The following is a 20,405-nucleotide window of genomic DNA, read 5'->3' on the forward strand; positions in this document are numbered from 1 at the left end:
TTCGCCTCCTATTTTAATAAGTTAACCATTCATCTCTCCGAAATAGTTTCCAAAGGGCTCAAACTTCGCTAGCACCTCGTCAACCTTGTGCATACGTTCCTCCAGGCTACCCCGCAGCGTAATATAAGGAATGCGTCGCTCCTTTAAATCCGCAATAATCTGTTTATGAAAAATCTGCCGCTTCTGATCTCCACTGCGGTCCCATGTATCATCGTAAGGTATATCGTCATCGCACAGGAAGAACAAATTGTAGCGCTGCGCGTTTTCCAAAGCAATCCGTGTTAACAACTCAGGAGCCCGCCCGTGGTAGTCTAGAGCGAACATATACGTCGTAATCGCATTCGTATCGACAAAAAGATAGCGATTCGCCGCAAGCAATGCCTGTTCTTCACGCTCGATATGACCCACCGCAATTTCATCGAACGCTTCTAAGTTGATTCGGCGATCCACCTGATGCTCAGTCCAATAATCGCGTCCATATTCGCTTGCGAACGTCGTGCCATATCGCCGTGCCAGCTCTTCTGTGATTGTCGATTTTCCCGTCGACATTGCGCCTACAAAGACGACTTTCGTGATTAAATCCCTGTACACAATATCACTTACGAACTTCCTGTACTTATATGGATTGGAACGGACCATCGTCGCGGAAATTGGAACTAGCTCGCGCGCTTCATCTACACGTCGATCTACCGCACCCAAAGCGAGACTCATATGCTCGCCGTAAAACTCGCTTGAGTAAAAATGCGTTACTTGCTCTCCGTCCAGCAAACCGAGTATATACTGTTCTTCTCGAATCTCATGCTCTCTATCATCCGAATAGCCGTCCGGACCATCCCAAGCTTCGATGACACGGACTTGCGGATAAAGCTTGCGAATCCAATTTGCTCGTATATGAAGCGGAATCGGGCTGACCGTTGTTTCGTAAATGACTACAATCAATTCATCAACCTCTTGTAGTGCTGTTTCGATCATCAACTGATGTCCTTTATGCAGCGGGGCAAACTTCCCCAATGTTAGTCCTAGTGTTTTCATACCGCCACCTCCTTAACCACTTTATTCCAAGTATAGTACCCATAAACCGCGTTGACTAGATACGCGCTCCACATCACAATCATCAGTAAGCCTTCGCCGCTACCATCCAGCATACGAATCGCCCATAATAACACTGTGAAGAGATTTAGCATAATATAGACCAGCCATTGTTCCTTGAATCTTCGAACCATTAAAATGGTTGCCACAATGGACAGCACGGTCGTCGTAGCATCGATGTATGGCGAATTCTGACCTGGAATGAACGAAAGCCCCAATCCAAGTAGCAAACAGCCAATGACACTGACCATTACAACGAGAAATAAACCGCTTAGATTCATCTGTCGCATGACTAGCTTACCGTCTTCTTGGCGGTTATTTTTCCACATGTAAAAGCCAATGACATTCATTGGAACGAAAAATAGCAGATTCAACATCACCTCTCCAAACAAACCATTAATAAAGGCCAAATAAGTGTAACCAACTGTATTGTACATACCGAAAACATAACTCATGAGGTTCCCCTTCGCCGCAAGCACCACGCATAACACACCGGTAATAAAAACTGTAAATCCAAATAAAGAATCCTTTGAAATTACCGTAAACCCGACAGCGATTGAGGTAAACAGCACTAACCATGTAATTTCAAAAAGATTCCAGCTACCCGCCATCTTCTTCATCTTGCATCCCTCCGCTTTCCCACTCGTTCATAGAGTGAACAAACAATTCTTCTTAGTATCAATTTGTTAATAACATTTTGTTACTATCAAAATTAACAGAAAATCTTACGAGGGTCAAGTAAATTTTCCCTTTTTTACTGGCAGATTTTTATTTATTGATTATGGTTCGATATCAAAGGGGAGCATATATCGCCTCAAAACCCTTTCACTGCTACTTCCATGCTTAGTTGAAGAAATCCATCACATGGTGCACTTTGGAAATAATACAGGTTATACTAAAGGGGATGATTAAAAGAGGGAAATTGGAACACTCGAAGCAATAGAACTATCAAGCTCCCTCACCATATTCTTTCTAAAGATGTAAGCTTACAGCTCAGCAATGGAGGTGAATTATATGGATGATAAAAGCACAAAAATGGAAACATATTTGAAGACAAAGGATATTGCTAAACGTAATACCTTATTAAAGCAATTAGTATTTGACTTGCCAGAGGACGGAAAGGACTTTTTTCTAAAAGTCTTTAAAAAAGAACGGTATTTGGATATGCGGCTTACTGCCGTTAGAGGATATGCTGCATTTGCAAGCGAAGAAGAGGTTGTCCATTTAATGAATAAGATGTTGGAAATCTTAAAGAAGCGTCCCGAAAGTACACCATATAATTATCAGGAATATGAAATCTTAAGGTCAGCTTTTTTGTTACCCTACCTGCTAGAAAAATATTCTTATGACTGTTTTAAGAAATTTAATGAACAGTTAGAGAATCAGTACGATGCCATGCCCGAAGTTTTCAAAGGCATTTTCACATGTGACGATAAAGGTGAACATATCCAACTAATACCCCCAGCAGTAGTACGAAATAAGATTGAAAATTTCCTGCATGGGTGAACTACCGTACGAATGCGTAGTGGACCGAGCAATCTTTTTTGACATCCAGTTCGCATTTTGAGCTATCAGGTGCGTCAATTTAATACCAATTGGACTTGCATGTATGACTTATACGCATCTATGCAAGTCCTTTTTAAATCGTTCTCACAACTTCCCATGTACGTAGCACCTTATACTCCACTACCTACCGACGACATACACGGTTTCATATTGTTAAAAACATATATATGGTGCTTACTAAACTGTTAACATCTAGCTTGAAATGCTACTTTAGAAGATTTCTTCTATATATATTTATTTAGGCCCCTGTGGGCACAGCCTTTTTCCTTTACTTTTAAAACAAATTTTTGGAGCTTGTCCCCACTGAACTTTAAGGACTTTTTAAGATAATTCTCGATTATTCAAAATCAATAATGATTTTTAAAGCATTCTCTTTCGCAGCATTAGCGAATGTTTCGTACGCTTCTATCATTTTATCAAATTTGAAACGATGTGTTGCTAATCCCTCTGGCTTAATCTTCCCTGTTTCCAACGTTTTAATTAACATTGGCGTTGTGCTTGTGGAAACTAAGCCCGTAGAAATTGTAACGTTACGAATCCATAGATCTTGTAAATGTAGATCGACAGGTTTGCCATGCACACCAACGTTTGCTAAACGGCCTCCAGGTGATAAAATACGTTGGCAAATATCGAATGTTGCAGGATAACCTACAGCTTCAATTGCTACGTCCACCCCACGACCATCGGTAATGTCAAAAATTTTATCAATTGCAGCTTGCGCATCACGTGAATTGATTGTATCTGTCGCACCGAATTTCTTGGATTCTTCTAAACGGTTATCGTCGAGATCTATCATAATGATTTTAGAAGGAGAATAAAATTGCGAAGTTAATAATGCAGACATACCGATTGGGCCAGCACCTACAATGGCTACTACATCACCAGGTGATACTTGACCATTTAATACACCAATTTCCAAACCAGTTGGTAAAATATCAGAAATCATTACGGCTGCATCATCTGATATCCCTTTAGGAATGTGATAAAGAGAATTATCTGCATGTGGTATATGAACATATTCTGCTTGAGTACCATTGATTAAGTGACCTAAAATCCAGCCACCGTCTTCACAGTGTGCATATAATGATTCTTTACAATAATGACATTTACCACATGAAGTCACGCAAGAAATAATTACTTTATCGCCCACTTTGAAGTTTGATACGCCTGCGCCTACCTCTTCTACGATTCCGATACCTTCATGACCTAAAATTGTACCCTCTTTAACGGCAGGTACATCGCCGCCTAAAATGTGTAAGTCCGTACCACAAATTGTTGTTTTTACAAGACGAACAACTGCATCGCCGTCTTTCACTACACGTGGTTTTTCAACTTCACGCAATTCCTTTTTACCTGGTCCCGCAAATACAAGTGCTTTCATTTAGAATGTCTCCTCTCTCAATAGAATTTGATTAGGCTTACAAAATCCTAATACACCATAAATATAATTAATTTTTCAGAAAACGTCAATATTTAGGACACTATTTAGTTAATTTTTATAACACCATATAATGCCTAACAAAATAAGCTTCCTTAAATGGCATCATATATGCCAAGTAAGGAAGCTTTCATCTTCTCATTATGTTCATTTTAAATCGCTGATGGAAGCATGACCTCGGCGCAGTCGATTTTCCGTACCTGTTAAAAAGGGACAATTGCTTGTAAACATTCCTCATCATACAAATAATCCTTATAAACAATTGGTGGTAATAACAATTCTTTTTCTTTACTTGCTTCTTTGCAGTGCTCAATAAACGCTGGTTGTAGGCTTGTATACAATACAACTGGCATTGCAAATTGGGCATATGCTTTCTGTAGTGCCTGTACAACTAAGTTTTCATTCATTGATTGATCAAAGCTAAATCCTGTTAACTTCTTTGTATGTACATCTATAATAGATGCCATATAAACCCAACCCTGATGCCACGTTGGTACATAACTTACATTGATTACCCACTTTTCGTTCGCTCTTGTTGTTTCAAATCCCCTATTTACTATTGGCTTCTGCGCTTCTACTACTTGTACTTCCTTAGCTTTTTTTAACACCCGCTGTACTTTCCGCAAACTTCCCTGAAAGCCTCGCTTTTTTAATCTTTCATATAGCTGTGCACCATTGTAAAGTTGTCCATCTTCAATAAAAATCTGCTCAATTTCCTCTAATAATACCTCTGATGCTGACTTTGGAGGTATGTCTGTTGCTTTTTTTGGCAAAGCGCTGTAATAAGTACTTTTCGGCAAGTCTAGTAGCGCACAAAGTACTTTAACAGCATATTTTTCACTTTCTCGTTCTATATAGTCAATTATATCTATTTCAGCTATTTGGTTGCGAATATGGTTATAGCCTTTTTTAAAATATCAACCTCTTGTTTTAAGCGCTCGTTTTCTTTTTGTACGCTTAATACCTCTGCCTTAGTCATGTCGACTACACCATCAATAGGTGCGTATAATTTAATCCATTTATAAATCGTAACCTCTGATATACCATATTCGCTTGATAATTTACTTACAGCAGTGCCGAGGCGATATTGTTTAACAATTTCTAATTTAAAATCTGATGAATATCGTTTTCTCCCCATTTTGAGCCCCCCATTTTCTATTTATCATAGTATCTAGTCATATTTATGTCTAGATATGTTAATGGCTACCTTTTTCAAGAAACTGACCAATGAGCAAGTTCTCATTTCTTCAACCTATAACCAAGAAGATCGATTTGGACAAATTTTAGGCAAATTTTTAAGCTATCCATAACTACGTATAAAAATAAAAAGCCTTACAGCCATTATGGCTGTAAGGCTTTACGAGACGCTCCTGCAGGAATCTCTTTTTCCGACTTCTATAAACGCCTGAACTTGAGAACCAACTAGAGATAGGTGTAACCAATCGAGTTAACCAAAAGGACTTTTTAATATATGTCTTCGTTGAAGAAGTATCAGTTAAAGTGAAATGATTTAACTACTTTTTAGCATTTATTGTTTTGTATCCAACAAATAAGATTAAAAACCAAATTGGTGCGACATATAGGGCAACACGCATATCTGGAATAAACGCCATTAACACAATAACCATTAATAAGAATGCAATGGCAATATACGTAGAAAGTGGATATAGCGGAATTTTGAATTTCAGTTCGGCTACTTCCTCTTTCGTTTTTGACTTTCTAAATTTCAATTGTGCTAATAATATAATCATCCAGCTTGTAATGACTGCAACAGTCGCAACAGCCGAAATATAGATGAACACTTTTTCAGGTACTATATAATTTAAGACCACTGCAATTAATAACACCGCTGAAGAAAATAAAATTCCTCTACGCGGACTACCGTTTTTACTTACTGTTTTAAAATATTTTGGAGCATTTTTTTGTACCGATAAGTTGTGTAGCATACGTCCTGAACCGTATAAACCACTATTAAATGCTGACATTGCTGCTGTAATTACAACAAAGTTAATAATGTGAGCCGCAGCAGGAATGCCGACGTAATCGAAAATTTGAACGAACGGGCTACCTTCTGAACCTACTTCGTTCCAAGGATAAATAACCATCATAATACCTAATGCACCAATGTAGAAAATTAAAATACGCCAAACGATGTTGTTAATAGCTGAAGGAATTGATTTGCTAGGATTTTTTGCTTCTCCTGCAGAAATACCAACTAATTCAACCCCACCGAATGAGAACATTACTAATACTAGTGACATTAAAATACCATGGAAACCGTTTGGCATGAAGCCACCGTGTGCCCATAAATTATCGAAGCCAATTGCTTCACCGTGGTTGCCGACTCCGAAGAAAATAATGGCTAATCCTAGAACGATCATACCGATAATCGCAACAACTTTAATCATCGCAAACCAGAATTCGAATTCTCCGTAAGCTTTTACATTTGCTAAGTTTACAAGCATCATAATAAAAAGTACTACAAGGGCAGTTACCCATTGTGGAATATCAGGGAACCAGTAGTTAATGTATACACCGACTACTGTTAATTCTGCCATGCCAACGACAATCCACATGAACCAATACGTCCAACCAGATAAGAACCCTGCAAAGCGGCCTAAATATTTATTCGCGTACGTACTGAACGAGCCTGATACAGGTTCCTCTACTGCCATTTCGCCTAATGCACGCATAATTGTGAAAATAACTAATCCGCCAATTAAATAAGCTAGTAAAATAGATGGCCCAGCCATTTGAATCGTTGAACTCGAGCCATAAAATAAACCGACCCCAATGGAACCGCCCAGTGCAATTAGTTGCATGTGACGAGTACTTAATCCGCGTTTTAGCTGTGAATCTTGATGATTGTCATTCATAATGTTTTTCTCCTAATACGTTTAGATTTTCAAATACTTTGCTCAAAAAAGGAATAAAAAAAAACGCCCTTTTGGATTAACCAAAAGGACGATTCAACTCGTGTTACCACCTTTAATTTATAAGCAATTCACATTACTTACCTTAAGAAGTACGGTCATTTGACGATACTCTCGCACATGATTACGGGTGCTTACCGGCGTAGCCTACTTAGAATAATCTTTTCGGTACACGGCTCCAAGATGAATTCTCAATCGTTTTACATGCACCTCTCATCAACCGGTAACTTTCTGTTCGTAAAAGTAATTGATACTATTTCTTTTCATAGCCTTTGTTCTATACAAATATTTTTGAATTGTTTTTCATTTTACAGAAAAAAAATATTTTGTCAATATAATTTTCAAAATTTCTTCATAACCTCTTAATTTATATATGACAATTCACCATATAAAAACAACTCACCATTTAAATATATAAGCTAAAGGAAATATTACAACAAAAGTTTTTTAAGAATGTTATTCAACAATCTGGCCCTTTAATAAAAACGTTCGCTGATCCTTATTCAGAATCGAGCCCGATTGTGATTGTGGGAGAGTATAAGCATCTTTCTTGTTTAACTATTGCACCCCGTTAGTTTAAGAAGAAAAGCAAATCTAATAAAGAATACTACCTACTTATGATACAGGTCACCTTAATGTAGTTAGTTTCCATCTTCTATATATATCTTTACCAGCGATTCATCGCTATTTTCTCCAAAACAACGTATAATAAGAGAAGCAGAAGAAGAATTCATTTTTCCTCTAGTTAAAAAAAGAGGTGCTATTACTTGAAACAGTTTGAAACAGCATTACCTGAGCAGTATGAAGCATTAAAAAAACAAGCCAATTATACGTCTAGCTGGCGAGAGCGTTTAGATGCAGTCGAAATATTATCGGCTTATCAACATGACAAAATCATAGATTTATTAAAAAATCGTATGCAGAATGATACTGTCAACAAGGTGCAATTAGCCGCCTATGAAGCACTTGTGGCGCTCGGTGAGGACGTAGAGAAGCCATCACCTGCACGTTTTGATATTATTAAAGGAACAGACAAAATTTTCCTTAGGGTGAAAAAGAGCTTGCCGAAGGACCATACAGTGGCAGACTTTGCTGATAAACTAAAACGTATGCGTTTAGATGTCTTTGATGCGTATGAAGGTGACAAAGGTAAAGAATTTATGAACTGGTTAGAGGAACGTTGGGTAAAACTGTAATCAGTAGTTTTGCGATTTATAAAGGAAAGTCATTCTCTCCGCTTGTGGAGGGAATGACTTTTTCTTATCTTTTTTAATGATAGTATAAACACCTTATTAAACTAACCTGCTCCGTTAGTTCAATATTAAAATAAATGGGAGAAGTAGCGTGGCTATTCCGCATCCAGTTAAAAATTAGAAATGAGTCACTTTCCTTGAAAGCACGCAATTGGTAAAGATAACCTGATTAGAGAAATGCCCATTAGCTCAATATTATTAAAGTGGTGGATTTTCCACCCCAAAATGAATCCAATCTTCTTTTGGCGGACCATAAACCCCAAAAGGTTTTATTCCTGCTTGTCGCATAAGAATAGTAACTTGTCCACGATGATGAACAATGTGCTTAATGAGACCCATTAAAATTCGAGCATTTGATTGTTCTCTTCCAAATGCATTTTGTACTTGCTTCAGAGAATCATCTGTCCATTGTTGTTCAATAACTTCGGCTGCATAAGAACTTATTTTTTTAAAGGTTTCAGCGATTTCCTTTGCCGATGAAGGGACGCTCTCACCATTTTCAAAACAATCTATCCTCAACCCGAAATCTGCTAAATATTCAGGGATATTAGTCGTTAAATGCCATGCAATCCTTCCCAAAGTACGACCTTCTGGATAAACTTTTTGTTTTAATGAATTATCCGTTAAACTATCCAACACTTTTTGAGTTAGCATTGCTTCCAAATTCCATTCTTCAATAAAGTCTAAAATCGTTTCATACATAATTAATTCCTCCACATTCCATTCAATTGATAATTCTAAGACAGCTGTAATGAGTTATTTATTACTAGTTACTCCCATATTATCTGTTAGGAAAATCTAATTAGACTCACATCTCCCTTATTCTTTATCTATTTGTGATTATATATTATGATAGTGACAACTTATGTCACTGTTATTTTTTGGAGGTATGTATGTCAAAGGCAAAAAGATTAAATGAAATGATAATGATGGTTAATCGAAAGAAAAGATTTACCGTTAGGGAACTAGCGCAAGAATTTGGAGTTTCAAAAAGAACCATTTTAAGAGATTTGCAAGAATTAAGTGAGATGGGTGTCCCATTATATTCTGAAGCAGGCCCTCATGGTGGTTATCAAGTTCTAAATGAAAGAATTCTCCCTCCAATTGCTTTTAGTGAAGATGAAGCTATCTCTATTTTTTTTGCGATTCATGCTTTAAGACACTATATTTCCCTTCCATTTGATACTGAATATGAATCTATAAAAAAGAAATTTTATTTAACTCTTTCTGGAGACATAAGAGATGCGATTGATAAAATGAAAAATCGAGTTGATTTTGTATCTGTTTACCAACAGGAAAAAATCCCGTTTTTAAAGCGATTATTGGAGGCATCAATCGAACAGGAAGTACTGAAAATAGAATATGAAAAAAATGGGGAATTAACTTATAGAAGTATTCAACCAATTGGTATTTATGCAAATGGAGGAAAGTGGTATTGTCCATCTTATAGTTTTTTAAATAAGGATTATCGAGTCTTTAGATGTGATCGTATAACATCCTTAGAACGTGATGAAAAGAATGGCCCTATAGATTTATCAAATATTTATTTAAAAAACCGTTTTAGCCTTATTAATACTAAAGAATGTACATTCCAATTAAATGTGGAACTAACTAACAAGGGAGTGGAAATGTATAAATCCGAGAAATGGGCAAATATAGAGTTGTCTAAAAGAGAAGATGGTACCGGCATTTTGAATGGTAATATCTCCAAAAGTGACATTTACTTTTTTTGTAATTATTTTATTACTTTTGGTGAAGAAGCTTTTATTAAAAGTCCATCTGAATTAATTGAATGTATGAAGGAAAAGTTAAATAATATTTTAAATCAGTATAATTAACTAAAAATTAAACTCTTATACTCAAATGGAACTTACATTTATAAATAATATAAATCAAAATGTAAGTTCCATTTGTAATTATTCCATTAAATGGCCCTTTAATGAAATCGAGAAGATTCCATAGATATTATTCAGATTGAGGTAACACTTTAATAAGATCTTTTGGTGATTCCATTTATGACTGTTAATTTCAACTAAACTGCTGCGGATTTAAGAGTCATCCTTCTGAATCTAGTATTATGCGAAATATTTTTAGGACTAACTTCCGTACATTCTAAATACCCTTTTTCCTCAATTCAAGTGAATGTTCAATGATTAAGTCAAGTAGCTTATGATAAGGAATACCCGCTCCCTGTGCACTTTTTGGCAGTAAACTATTTTTCGTCATCCCTGGTAATGTATTAACTTCCATCACATAAGGGATACCATCTTGCATCATCATGTCGATTCGGGCGTAAACACTACATTTTAATGAATTATAGCAAGTCATAGCAGCTAAAGAGACACGGGCATGTGTTTCGGGAGGGAGCTGGACCACCTCTTCAATCGTAGCCACATCATTATATTTGGAGGTATAATCAAAAAACTCTCCCTGATGACGAATCAAAATCACCGGTAAAAGCTTTCCATCCAAAATGGAACAAGTGATTTCCTCTCCCATAATTAGCTTTTCAATTATCACTTCGGTATCCCATTTGAATACTTCCGCAATAGCTGGCTTTAGTGTTTCTTTATTATAAACAATTTTGACTCCCACACTTGAACCGCCTGAATTAGGTTTCACAACTAGTGGAAAGCCCATTTTGTCTAGTTCATCCATTTTAAGTTCTTCCATATTCGTAAGGTGAATCCAATCTGGTGTTTGCACGCCTTCAAAGCGGATGATTTTTTTTGAGATATTCTTATCCATGCATAAACTACTGGACAGAATGCCACTCCCTGTATAAGGAACTCCCATGGTTTCAAGAGTACCTTGAATAGTACCATCCTCACCGAATTGGCCATGCAGCGCCAGTAGTGCAATGTCAAGTTCGTTCACCTTTTCCACTAAGTCTTCTTTGTGCTCTATGTGAATCGGTACAATTTCATAGTTATTTTTATCTAAATGCGCGATCATTTCTTCACCTGTCATAATTGAAACTTGCTTCTCGGAAGAAACCCCTCCCATAATTACGCCAACTCTCATTTTTCTAGCCCCCATAATTATTTTTTAACGTATCGCCTATGATTTTTATACCCTTAATAATCTCTCTTTCATTCAGCCTAGAAAATCCTAATCGTAAAGTATTGTTTCCACTATTGTCCGTGTGAAAAACATTACCAGGTAAGAAAACAACGCCCCTTTGATAACATTTTTCTAAAAGTTTTCGTGAATCAATGTGGTCTTCTAGTTCTATAAAAATGTGAAGTCCTCCGTCACCAGTTAGTCGTTTGAATGGAATAAATTGCTTACAATAACTAACGGTTATTTCATACTTTTTCTTATAGACTGATTTAGCTTTTTTTATATACTTCTCAAAGTATCCATCAATCAAATATTGATATAACACAGCTTGATCTAATGTAGACGTATGAATTGTTCGAGCTCTTTTCATACTTTCTAAGTAATTAATCAAATCTTTATCTGCCAATATCCAGCCAATCCGTAAACCAGGAAAAAGAATTTTAGAGAAGCTGCTAATATAAATAACATTATTTCCTTGTCCAGCGAAGGATGCCAATGATGCGAGATGTGACCCTGAATAACGTAATTCTTCGTTAAATCCATTTTCAATGATAGGAAGATGATATGCAGAAAACAAATCCATGATTTCTTTCCTTTTTTTTGAAGACGTTACGATTCCAGTTGGATTATGGTAAGACGGAATTAAGTACGCAAAATCATATTCTTTTTTCGATAGATTTGTTTCCAGATTACTAATATTTACACCATCATCATCCATTGCAATTCCATCAATTTCGAAGCCATGTAATCGAAAGAGCTTAAGAGCAGAGTCATTAGTTGGATTTTCACAAATAACACGGCCGCTCTTTTTATTTAAAGAGGATAAAATGAGATCCAGACCTTCCGTGAATCCATTGGTAATTAAAATATCTTTATTTCGAGTGTCTACTCCTTTAATTTCCATGTAGCGAAGCAAGTATTCGATAAGTGGTTTATAGCCTTTTGCATATCCATAGTTAAGAACGATGTCTCCTTCAATAGACATTCGATTTAAAAAAGCCCGTTTAAAATTTTCTATATCAAAAAGCTTTTCATCGGGTGCGATGCTATTAAATGAAATAATTTCCTTATTCCAGCGTACACCTTGCTTTTTAAGGTCCAATTCATCTGCCAAAAAGGTTTGCTCGTTAACTTTTTCAGTCCAATTTAACTGGATGGATGGGGATTTGATTATCTCAACATGACTGACAAAGTTTCCCTTTCCCTTTACCGCATAGATAAGCCCTTCTTGTTCCAGATCCGCATAAGCTGTTAGAACGGTGTTTCGGCTAATTGATAATAAAGAACAGAGTTCACGAGTGGATGGAAGCTTTTGATGCTCAAGTAAATGCCCGTTGGTTATCATTCTTTTTAAATATTCCTTAAGTTGGATATAGACAGGACGACCTTCCGTAATCTTAAAATCGTTAAACACTCCATTCATCTCCTTGCTAACATTTTTACATTCCTGTACTGATTTCAAAAGGTCCACCCAATATGTATTTTTACTGTCTTGTGGTAGCTGTGTGGAACTATCATGTTTTTAAATATCCATTTGTTCATTTTATTTTAATACAATATTTTGAAACTTGAAATTTAAAGTAATTATTATGACATTGCATCTAGTGAAGTTGGAAAAACTTTAATATGCCATTCCAGTTGAACATTATAAATAATGCTGAAATTATGCGAATTCAATCTGACCTTCTTCATGAAGAAAGACCCTTTCCTTATCAAGGAAAGCGCCTGTTTGTTGAAGAATGAAAATAGACAAAAAGCGGTGTTTGGGTGAATTTGTGCAACTTTTATTAAATTCTCACGATTACAAAACGTATGTATAGTAACTATTTATCAGACGGAGTGATAAAGATGTTAATAGCTTTTTATAGTACTCTCATTATCTTTTTCATTTTATTCATTTTCACGCTTGGTTATTTATTCCATCTCATAAAACATAATAGGGCAACAGGTGGTAATGTCCTAGCTTTATCTTCTCTATTACTTTTAACTGGAATCATTTTAGGTATATATGGATTCGACTTTTTTAAATTTGCAAGCTGGAGAAGTACAAATAGCACAGGGTAATTGCTATATTGAGTTTAATGATAATGGCAAAAGTATTGCTACGACTTCAGTTGAAATAGATGAAAAAGTTTATCAAATAAAGAGCGATACATACAAGGGTTTACCAGATTTACCAGTTACTAAAAATAGTGAAACCCTAGAAATAGAAAATAAATGATTTAAAACCAGTTAATTAATAAATGCGATTAAATCTCTTAACAAATTTAACGAAAAAATAGAATAAATTAAACAAATGCAAGAAGCAGGAGCGAAAGTGAAAATCGATTTTTAATAAATTCGGATTTTTAGGATGAAGATTGATAAAAACAACGAACGCCACTCCTAGTTTAACAGGAGTGGCGTTTTGCTTTAATATTTAAATTGACTAATGAGTTGTTTTAATTCATCTGCCATATGGGCGAGTGCTTGAGCGGAAGCATTAATTTCTTCCATTGAAGCTAATTGTTCTTCCGTCGATGCGGCCACATCCTCAGACGCAGCTGAATTGCCTTTCGCTGAGAATGCCAAATCTTCCGTGACTGCTGCTACCTCTTGGACACCTGCTGACATTTGTTCCGAGGCGGAAGATACTTCCTCCATTTTAGGTGTAATTTCATTCATACTTGTCATGATTACTTGGAATTTTGTAATGGCTTCATCAGAAATATGCAAACCACTTTGCACATCCTCCGTCACCTTCGCCATAATCTTAACTGATTGCTCTGTTTCTTGCTGAATTCCTCGAATAAGCTCAAAAATTTGCTTTGCCGATTCCTGTGACTGCTCTGCTAGCTTGCGCACTTCATCTGCCACGACTGCAAAGCCTTTTCCATGCTCACCCGCTCTTGCTGCCTCAATAGCCGCATTTAGCGCCAGTAAATTGGTTTGATCTGCAATGCTTGTAATGACATCTAATATGGTCGTAATTTGCTGAGATCGTTCATGTAATGTTTGGATTTTCGCATTGGAATCCGCAACTGATAAATGAATGGATTGCATTTGATTTTTCGTATTTTGAACGGATTGTCCGCCCTCATCTGCTTGTAATGTTGCATGTTGTGAAAGATCTGTCACAGCAGAGGATATTTCTGCAATATGAAGAATAGCTGTTGAAAGTTCGTGCAGTGACTCAGCATTTTTATTGGCGCTGATCGTTTGAGAATCTGCACTTGTTGCAACATCCTGAATCGAAATGGCTACTTTTTCAGTAGCAATACTTGTCTGATTCGCATTAGCTGTTAGCTCTTCTGCCGAGGAAGCAACTTCCTCTGCGTTTTGTTCAATTTTTTGAATAAGTGTCCGTAAACTTTTTTGCATATCATTAAAGGCTTGTCCTAATTGACCAATCTCATCATTTGAAGTAACCGTAACTGACTCTGTCAGATTACCTTCACTAATTGTAACGGCACTATCCTTTAAGGCTTTAATTGGGTTAATAACGGCCTTCATTACAAAATAAAAGACGATGGAACTAATAATAATAGCTGCTACTAATATAAGGATTGTGTGATACAAAATGGATGAAGCTGATTCATCAATCTCCTTAGCAAAAATAGTTCCGGTAATTTTCCAATTCGTTAATTCATTTGTTGTGTAAAATAGTATCCGGTCATCATTGTCAAAGATATAATTATAAGTACCCGATGAGTTTTCGTACATTTCATCAAGGAAGCTCTCTTTCAGCTCCCCGCCTGCTTCTAAAGACGGATGTGAGATTACTAAGTTATTTTCGCCGAAAATAGAGGAGTAACCATTTCTCCCGATTTGAATAGATTCCGCAACTTTTTGCAGGTCTGTTAGCTTGATATCAATTGCTAAAACACCAGAGTGATCCTTAATCTGTTTGGCAACTGTGACAACCATATCTCCAGTTCCCGCATCTTTATATGGGTTCGTAATTAAGGTTTCTCCTTTTAAAGCTGTTGCCTCTTTATACCAATCACGATCTAAAGGATTATAGTCCGCATCATTTAATCTGGGCTCCTGTGTAAAATCGCCGTCGTTCATACCAATATAAATACTTAAAACATCTGGGTGGAGCTTCGCATATTGCTGAAGCTTCAACAGAATAGATGCATGCGATTGCTTATATTGCAAAGCGTCTATTTCACTACTAAACACGTTAGCGTCACTGATTTTCTCACTAATAGTTTTATCTATAAGCTGATTTAAAATTTCTACACTTTCATTGGCACTAAATAAAATTTCTTCTTCGATGGAATCTTTTGCAGATAAGTAAGATAAACTCCCTACAGCTATAACTGGGATAAGTAATACAAATGCAAATAGCGTATAAAGTTTGACCTTAAAACTGCTAAATAATTTTTTCATATATCAATCTCCTTTTGATTCAATTCGTGAAAAATTACTAACTATTTTCCACTACCTTTCCCTCTCTTTATCTATTTAACATTTCTCACTAAACTTTTATCGGACGAAAAATTGTTTTTCAAACAAACTTTATGATTTTCCTACTATTCAGTTTTTAAGGAAAAATAAAAATCTCCTATATTCACCACAATTTTGATGACAATATAAGGAGAATTCGCTTTCAGTCAAAGTAAATAACAAGTCTATTGAATCATCAGCAAATGTTAAATTTTCTTGAATATTAACTATTAAGGCTGATCTATGATGAAAAGAAAAAAACTAACATTTACATTTTTGTATTATTTATTTCCTTATACTTTTTATCTGCACTCTCCAACGATAAAGGGAAATCTAATAAAGGTGCAGTTCAAATCCCCTTTTTAATTTAGAAATGTTATTCAAATACATGGCCCTTTAATGCAAACGAGCGCTAATCCTTGTTCCAGGAGGTAGTGACCCCTTAAAGTTAGAGTTTTGATTATACAGCACAACCTGTTGAGTTTTGTAATGCATTAAAATCCCATTTAACTGAAGTACGATTCCCACATGATTATTAAATAATTATGTGAATAACAACAATTATTTAATGAAAAACAAAATAAATATATTGATAAACGATAAAAAATAGACTACTATCGTATTAAATCATATTATTATTAAATCAGTGAGGTGCTTCAAATGAATGTTAAACTAAGTTCAGCTTTTTTCTTAAAGACCGTTGCTTTTCTAATTGGAGTTGCGGTACTTGCTGTATGTATATATTGGTTACCTCAAGCAGCTATACGAGATGCGAAAATGCATCCAGGAGATTACTCGATATATCCATTGTTAATATGTGCTTATGGAGTATGCATTACGTTTTCTGTTGCGTTGTATCAAGCATATAAACTATTGAGTTATATCAATATAAACAATGCTTTTTCTGAGTTATCCCTTAAATCCTTGAAGGTTATAAAAAAGTGTGCTTTTACAATGATTATCTTCATTTTGTTTTTAATCGTTTACTTAAGGGTTTTTGCTATGTTCACGGGTGAAGACGCAGCAGGTCCGATAGCACTTGGTCTAATAGGAATTTTAGTAACAGCTATCATTGCTGCCATTATAGACGTACTTCAAAAGCCCATAAAAAATATCCTAGAAAAAATGTAGGTGTTTATTTTGCAAGTATAATAACCACTTTCCCCAACTGAATTATGTATTACCCATAAATGAAAAATGGACGCCTATTCTTTTTCGAAAAGACACCATAAATTTAGCTATTATATTAAGTTAAGCAGCTAGAAGGGTTGAAATCGGTATTGTACCGAGCTCAATCCTTTTAATTCCTCTTTTATACGTTTGTGATTATGTATTCAATATATAGTTCAAGTTCACGCTTATTACTCCACAATCTGGACCGATTAGAAATAAAAAAATCCTGCATATCAACACAGGATTTTTAATCAATCTTTATTTATAAAAACGAACTTTGTTATCTCGGCCTCCTGTTTTTGCTCTTCGAATCCTACTTCAAACTGAACATTACTCTTATCTTCCAGCATATTTTTCACTCTTTTCAAAACATTTATTTCACTATCAATTCATGCTTTTAAATCCTCTCTAAAACTACTTATTTATCTGTGAATCTTTCTCATTATTCTTGGTAGTACTGTCCATTTCCTTTTTCCATACCAGTTCATCACGTTCTAGATTTATTCTGATAATAAGGTGGCATAAAACTAATCCACAGTTTCCCACTTTATTTGTTCTATACGTTACATATAAATTTTACCAACAAAAATTTGACATTTAATTCACTACGTTGTATGGTTAGTTACACAAGTAATGAACCGATTAACTAGGAGGTGGATTGTGATTTATTCTTTAAGCAATGAAAAACCAATTTTCCAACAAATTCGGGAACGGATTGAAGATGCAATTCTTGATGGGCATTTACAATCTGAAGATCGCATTCCATCGACAAATGAATTTGCCAAAGAGTATCAAATAAATCCTGCAACAGCAGGAAAGGGTGTGAACGAATTAGTGGAAAAGGGTGTCATTTATAAAAAACGAGGCGTAGGCATGTTTGTTAGTATTGACGCACGAAAGATTTTAATAGCAGAACGTAAGGAAATCTTCTTTGCACAACATATTGAACCGTTGAAAAAAGAGGCAATACGTTTAGGTATCTCAGATGAAGAATTACAAAATATGTTACAAAGGGGATAACTTATGAAAATCGATGTGAGAAATGTAAGCAAATTATATAAACAGAAGCGTGCTTTGAAAAATGTATCGTTTACTATAGAAGGACCAAAAATTATCGGTTTTTTAGGCCATAATGGCGCTGGTAAAACGACATTCTTAAACCTTTTAGCGGGGCTTATTTCTACAACTGAAGGGCAAATTTGTGTCAATGGTGAGCATGTTTTTAATGCACCTGTTATATTACGAGACATTTGTTTTGTTGCAGAGAGTGGGAATTTTCAAGAAGATATGACAGTTGCGCAAAGTTTAAAGACTAATAGTTTTTTCTATCCAAAGTGGGATGAACAGCTTGCAAATGAACTACTTCAAGTGTTTGCACTTAATCCCAAAGATAAGGTGCGCAATCTCTCCAAAGGGATGGTATCTGCACTCGGTATTATTACAGGGTTTGCCAGTAATGCTTCAATCACGATTTTCGATGAGCCTTATATTGGATTAGACGCGGCTGCAAGAAGTACTTTTTATGATTTATTAATCGATCAACAAATAGAAAATCCAAGGCTATTTCTTTTATCAACGCATTTAATAGATGAAGCTAGTAAATTGTTCGAGGAAATTCTTATCCTCCATGAAGGTGAATTATTGCTTCAAAAAACAGCGAAGGAATGGGAAAAGTATATTGTTGCAGTAAAAGGAAGCGCACAAGATGTTGAGCTAGTAATTAAAAACTTAAAAGTAATTTATAAACATACTTTTATGCAAGAGATGACAGCCGTTGTGTATGCCAGTGGTCAGCCTATTGAAGATGATAACATCACACTAGAAAATGTATCTTTACAAGACCTATTAGTGTATTTAAGTAAACAGCAGAAAGCGAGGTTAGTGAAATGAAAACAGTACAGGGTAGCTTATACGTTCTTTTTCAAAGCTATAAAAAAAGTAATATTATTTTTTGGTGCATTCTGTTTTCAATCGTCATACTGTCCTTTTTTATAGACACTTTTTTTGGGCAGTATGTATCCTTTGCCATGACGATTTCAATACCTGTCTATATTTTTTATAGTGTGAAGGGAGCGAAAATTTTAAATAAAACATTGCCCTATTTTTTAAAGCTTGGCTTAAGTCGTATGCAGTATGTGTGTAACGTTGGCATATTTTTTATCATTTGGAGCCTTGCTGGTGCATTCGTAATCGCTTGTACGCATAAAATTATTACCCTCGTTTCTAACCTATTTGATTATAAAAATATGATTATTATCCACCCTATTTTATTTTTCAGCAATTCTGATTCCTTTTTTTTAACCATGTCTATGGATACTGTGTTACTTCTACTCTGTCTAATTTCAAGCTTACTTTTAAATGTCGTCTTTTACCGCTTCGGAACATTAGGTGGCTATAGTTTTATTGGTGTACTTGCGTTGATTCCGATTATGATGGTCATTTTCAAATGGTATACACCGCTGTTTAAATTAGTATCAGAGGTTTCTGCTTTTACTATCATTGCTAGCTTACTAGTTATTATTATTTTCATCTATATCGTAATATCAAGTGCATTAAGAAAAGCTTCTGCAATTCCATCATAAAAAGGTGCAGGAAAACATTAAATAAAGAAAAGTAAAACATTAACCTTGAAGGGAATCAACAAAATGAAAAAAATCATTTTTAAAATTATTGGATTAGAAATGCTTCTTATATTTTTTTATGTTGCAAATGGCGCCTACGTATCCATTCAACAGCCATCTAGTCCGTTTCTACAATTTTCCTTTTTGATTCCTTTAGCAGTTGGCCTCTTACTTTATATTACTGTCAAAAAAAAATGGAACCATTACTTTTTTGTTGCAATCAATAAAGAAAATATTATAGTATTCTCACCGCTTCTTATTGTGTTATGTATTATTTTAATAGGCACGAAAGGTTTAAATTTCGAATCGATTAGCAATTTATTTCTTATGTTTATCATGCAAATGTTTATTGTTGCGTTCATTGAAGAAACAATTTTCAGAGGAATCCTTCTTCGTATGTTGCAACCTAAGGGAGCTTTTGTTGCAGTATGGATTTCGAGCATATTGTTTGGCGTCACACATTCATTGCAACTAATTGGAGGGCAATCGGTTGAAGATACCGTCATTCAAATTATTTATGCCCTTCTCGTAGGTCTTGTTCTTTCATTACTAATTATCGATGGCCAATCCATTATTTTGACAATTCTCTTCCATGGTTTTAATAATTTCTTCAACTTTATGGGGAATGCTGAAAGCTCTATGCTAACAGCGTATATTATCATTATTGTCCTATTTGTTTATATGTTATTTTTATGGAGACGTGTTAAGAAAAAAGAAAAGGGGCTACTCCCAACAGCATAGATCAAATTAAAAGCATCTACGATTGAATTCTGGTATAAATACCTTAATTTCAATTAGGAGGTGTTTTTCTATCGTTTACAATCTCTCGTATTTTTCT

Annotated in this window: 19 protein-coding genes, 1 pseudogene and 1 other annotated feature; of the genes and pseudogenes, 9 read left to right on the forward strand and 11 right to left on the reverse strand. The window is 35.4% G+C overall.

The window, feature by feature from the left end:
* Nucleotides 1-21 precede the first annotated feature (21 nt).
* Together ACIP9C_RS06580 and pnuC are read right to left on the reverse strand one after the other, a co-directional pair.
* Entirely contained in the window at nucleotides 22-1,032 is a 1,011-nt protein-coding gene (locus ACIP9C_RS06580) for an AAA family ATPase (RefSeq protein WP_401009351.1), read from the reverse strand.
* Complete coding sequence (pnuC, locus tag ACIP9C_RS06585) at nucleotides 1,029-1,709, reverse strand: nicotinamide riboside transporter PnuC (protein ID WP_401009352.1); 681 nt, start codon at nucleotides 1,707-1,709, stop codon at nucleotides 1,029-1,031. Before pnuC ends, ACIP9C_RS06580 begins: the two co-directional genes overlap by 4 nt.
* A gap of 394 nt (nucleotides 1,710-2,103) precedes the next feature.
* On the opposite strand from pnuC, the gene ACIP9C_RS06590 reads away from it, so the two are divergent.
* Nucleotides 2,104-2,595 (forward strand): hypothetical protein, encoded by a 492-nt coding sequence (locus ACIP9C_RS06590; RefSeq protein WP_401009353.1) that lies wholly within the window; start codon nucleotides 2,104-2,106, stop codon nucleotides 2,593-2,595.
* A 397-nt stretch (nucleotides 2,596-2,992) separates the two neighbouring features.
* Here ACIP9C_RS06590 and ACIP9C_RS06595 read toward each other — a convergent pair whose 3' ends face one another.
* The 4 genes from ACIP9C_RS06595 to ACIP9C_RS06610 all read right to left on the reverse strand — a co-directional run bounded on the left by ACIP9C_RS06595 (nucleotide 2,993) and on the right by ACIP9C_RS06610 (nucleotide 6,969).
* Nucleotides 2,993-4,036, reverse strand: coding sequence for a zinc-dependent alcohol dehydrogenase family protein (locus ACIP9C_RS06595; RefSeq protein WP_401009354.1), 1,044 nt, complete (start codon nucleotides 4,034-4,036; stop codon nucleotides 2,993-2,995).
* A gap of 260 nt (nucleotides 4,037-4,296) precedes the next feature.
* Nucleotides 4,297-4,893, reverse strand: a complete 597-nt coding sequence (locus ACIP9C_RS06600; protein ID WP_401009355.1) for a DDE-type integrase/transposase/recombinase — start codon at nucleotides 4,891-4,893, stop codon at nucleotides 4,297-4,299.
* 77 nt (nucleotides 4,894-4,970) lie between these two features.
* On the reverse strand, nucleotides 4,971-5,231 hold the full coding sequence (locus ACIP9C_RS06605; protein WP_401009356.1) for a transposase: 261 nt from the start codon (nucleotides 5,229-5,231) through the stop codon (nucleotides 4,971-4,973).
* A gap of 376 nt (nucleotides 5,232-5,607) precedes the next feature.
* Nucleotides 5,608-6,969, reverse strand: coding sequence for an amino acid permease (locus ACIP9C_RS06610; protein ID WP_401009357.1), 1,362 nt, complete (start codon nucleotides 6,967-6,969; stop codon nucleotides 5,608-5,610).
* Between the two features lie 81 nt (nucleotides 6,970-7,050).
* Nucleotides 7,051-7,302, reverse strand: a binding site (T-box leader).
* A gap of 491 nt (nucleotides 7,303-7,793) precedes the next feature.
* Here ACIP9C_RS06610 and ACIP9C_RS06615 point away from each other — a divergent pair.
* Nucleotides 7,794-8,222 (forward strand): HEAT repeat domain-containing protein, encoded by a 429-nt coding sequence (locus tag ACIP9C_RS06615; protein ID WP_401009358.1) that lies wholly within the window; start codon nucleotides 7,794-7,796, stop codon nucleotides 8,220-8,222.
* Nucleotides 8,223-8,477: 255 nt separating this feature from the next.
* Here ACIP9C_RS06615 and ACIP9C_RS06620 read toward each other — a convergent pair whose 3' ends face one another.
* On the reverse strand, nucleotides 8,478-8,981 hold the full coding sequence (locus tag ACIP9C_RS06620; protein WP_401009359.1) for a DinB family protein: 504 nt from the start codon (nucleotides 8,979-8,981) through the stop codon (nucleotides 8,478-8,480).
* A 191-nt stretch (nucleotides 8,982-9,172) separates the two neighbouring features.
* On the opposite strand from ACIP9C_RS06620, the gene ACIP9C_RS06625 reads away from it, so the two are divergent.
* Nucleotides 9,173-10,117 carry a helix-turn-helix transcriptional regulator gene (locus tag ACIP9C_RS06625; RefSeq protein ID WP_401009360.1) on the forward strand — a complete coding sequence of 315 codons (945 nt, stop codon included), beginning with the start codon at nucleotides 9,173-9,175 and terminating at the stop codon, nucleotides 10,115-10,117.
* A gap of 274 nt (nucleotides 10,118-10,391) precedes the next feature.
* On the opposite strand, the gene ACIP9C_RS06630 is transcribed toward ACIP9C_RS06625, so the two are convergent.
* Complete coding sequence (locus ACIP9C_RS06630; RefSeq protein WP_401009361.1) at nucleotides 10,392-11,303, reverse strand: D-alanine--D-alanine ligase; 912 nt, start codon at nucleotides 11,301-11,303, stop codon at nucleotides 10,392-10,394.
* Nucleotides 11,304-11,307: 4 nt separating this feature from the next.
* Nucleotides 11,308-12,756 carry a MocR-like pyridoxine biosynthesis transcription factor PdxR gene (gene pdxR, locus ACIP9C_RS06635; protein WP_401009867.1) on the reverse strand — a complete coding sequence of 483 codons (1,449 nt, stop codon included), beginning with the start codon at nucleotides 12,754-12,756 and terminating at the stop codon, nucleotides 11,308-11,310.
* A gap of 594 nt (nucleotides 12,757-13,350) precedes the next feature.
* Here pdxR and ACIP9C_RS06640 point away from each other — a divergent pair.
* The gene (locus ACIP9C_RS06640) at nucleotides 13,351-13,563 is read left to right on the forward strand and encodes a hypothetical protein (protein ID WP_401009362.1); all 213 of its coding nucleotides are present in this window, start codon (nucleotides 13,351-13,353) and stop codon (nucleotides 13,561-13,563) included.
* Between the two features lie 191 nt (nucleotides 13,564-13,754).
* Here ACIP9C_RS06640 and ACIP9C_RS06645 read toward each other — a convergent pair whose 3' ends face one another.
* Entirely contained in the window at nucleotides 13,755-15,716 is a 1,962-nt protein-coding gene (locus ACIP9C_RS06645; protein ID WP_401009363.1) for a methyl-accepting chemotaxis protein, read from the reverse strand.
* A gap of 717 nt (nucleotides 15,717-16,433) precedes the next feature.
* Here ACIP9C_RS06645 and ACIP9C_RS06650 point away from each other — a divergent pair.
* On the forward strand, nucleotides 16,434-16,904 hold the full coding sequence (locus tag ACIP9C_RS06650; RefSeq protein ID WP_401009364.1) for a DUF2975 domain-containing protein: 471 nt from the start codon (nucleotides 16,434-16,436) through the stop codon (nucleotides 16,902-16,904).
* Nucleotides 16,905-17,032: 128 nt separating this feature from the next.
* On the opposite strand, the pseudogene ACIP9C_RS06655 reads toward ACIP9C_RS06650, so the two are convergent.
* Nucleotides 17,033-17,133 (reverse strand): annotated as a pseudogene (locus ACIP9C_RS06655) (IS3 family transposase); the annotation flags it as partial.
* A 473-nt stretch (nucleotides 17,134-17,606) separates the two neighbouring features.
* Between ACIP9C_RS06655 and ACIP9C_RS06660 the strand changes: the two are divergent.
* The 4 genes from ACIP9C_RS06660 to ACIP9C_RS06675 all read left to right on the forward strand — a co-directional run bounded on the left by ACIP9C_RS06660 (nucleotide 17,607) and on the right by ACIP9C_RS06675 (nucleotide 20,308).
* The gene (locus ACIP9C_RS06660) at nucleotides 17,607-17,966 is read left to right on the forward strand and encodes a GntR family transcriptional regulator (protein WP_401009365.1); all 360 of its coding nucleotides are present in this window, start codon (nucleotides 17,607-17,609) and stop codon (nucleotides 17,964-17,966) included.
* Nucleotides 17,967-17,969: 3 nt separating this feature from the next.
* On the forward strand, nucleotides 17,970-18,836 hold the full coding sequence (locus ACIP9C_RS06665) for an ABC transporter ATP-binding protein (RefSeq protein WP_401009366.1): 867 nt from the start codon (nucleotides 17,970-17,972) through the stop codon (nucleotides 18,834-18,836).
* The gene (locus ACIP9C_RS06670; RefSeq protein ID WP_401009367.1) at nucleotides 18,833-19,528 is read left to right on the forward strand and encodes a hypothetical protein; all 696 of its coding nucleotides are present in this window, start codon (nucleotides 18,833-18,835) and stop codon (nucleotides 19,526-19,528) included. Before ACIP9C_RS06665 ends, ACIP9C_RS06670 begins: the two co-directional genes overlap by 4 nt.
* A 63-nt stretch (nucleotides 19,529-19,591) precedes the next feature.
* Complete coding sequence (locus tag ACIP9C_RS06675; protein WP_401009368.1) at nucleotides 19,592-20,308, forward strand: CPBP family intramembrane glutamic endopeptidase; 717 nt, start codon at nucleotides 19,592-19,594, stop codon at nucleotides 20,306-20,308.
* Nucleotides 20,309-20,405: the final 97 nt, after the last annotated feature.

It is taken from the genome of Lysinibacillus sp. NPDC093210 (assembly GCF_044753985.1).
In the GTDB taxonomy this organism is placed as follows: Bacteria; Bacillota; Bacilli; order Bacillales_A; family Planococcaceae; genus Lysinibacillus.

Bases quoted from the DNA above. Each gene is read 5' to 3' on its own strand.
- ACIP9C_RS06580 (WP_401009351.1), bottom strand. From the start codon at position 1,032: ATGAAAACACTAGGACTAACATTGGGGAAGTTTGCCCCGCTGCATAAA.
- ACIP9C_RS06625 (WP_401009360.1), top strand. From the start codon at position 9,173: ATGTCAAAGGCAAAAAGATTAAATGAAATGATAATGATGGTTAATCGA.
- ACIP9C_RS06630 (WP_401009361.1), bottom strand. From the start codon at position 11,303: ATGAGAGTTGGCGTAATTATGGGAGGGGTTTCTTCCGAGAAGCAAGTT.
- ACIP9C_RS06620 (WP_401009359.1), bottom strand. From the start codon at position 8,981: ATGTATGAAACGATTTTAGACTTTATTGAAGAATGGAATTTGGAAGCA.
- ACIP9C_RS06590 (WP_401009353.1), top strand. From the start codon at position 2,104: ATGGATGATAAAAGCACAAAAATGGAAACATATTTGAAGACAAAGGAT.
- ACIP9C_RS06605 (WP_401009356.1), bottom strand. From the start codon at position 5,231: ATGGGGAGAAAACGATATTCATCAGATTTTAAATTAGAAATTGTTAAA.
- ACIP9C_RS06595 (WP_401009354.1), bottom strand. From the start codon at position 4,036: ATGAAAGCACTTGTATTTGCGGGACCAGGTAAAAAGGAATTGCGTGAA.
- ACIP9C_RS06675 (WP_401009368.1), top strand. From the start codon at position 19,592: ATGAAAAAAATCATTTTTAAAATTATTGGATTAGAAATGCTTCTTATA.
- pnuC (WP_401009352.1), bottom strand. From the start codon at position 1,709: ATGAAGAAGATGGCGGGTAGCTGGAATCTTTTTGAAATTACATGGTTA.
- ACIP9C_RS06670 (WP_401009367.1), top strand. From the start codon at position 18,833: ATGAAAACAGTACAGGGTAGCTTATACGTTCTTTTTCAAAGCTATAAA.
- ACIP9C_RS06665 (WP_401009366.1), top strand. From the start codon at position 17,970: ATGAAAATCGATGTGAGAAATGTAAGCAAATTATATAAACAGAAGCGT.
- ACIP9C_RS06645 (WP_401009363.1), bottom strand. From the start codon at position 15,716: ATGAAAAAATTATTTAGCAGTTTTAAGGTCAAACTTTATACGCTATTT.
- ACIP9C_RS06650 (WP_401009364.1), top strand. From the start codon at position 16,434: ATGAATGTTAAACTAAGTTCAGCTTTTTTCTTAAAGACCGTTGCTTTT.
- ACIP9C_RS06640 (WP_401009362.1), top strand. From the start codon at position 13,351: ATGGATTCGACTTTTTTAAATTTGCAAGCTGGAGAAGTACAAATAGCA.
- ACIP9C_RS06610 (WP_401009357.1), bottom strand. From the start codon at position 6,969: ATGAATGACAATCATCAAGATTCACAGCTAAAACGCGGATTAAGTACT.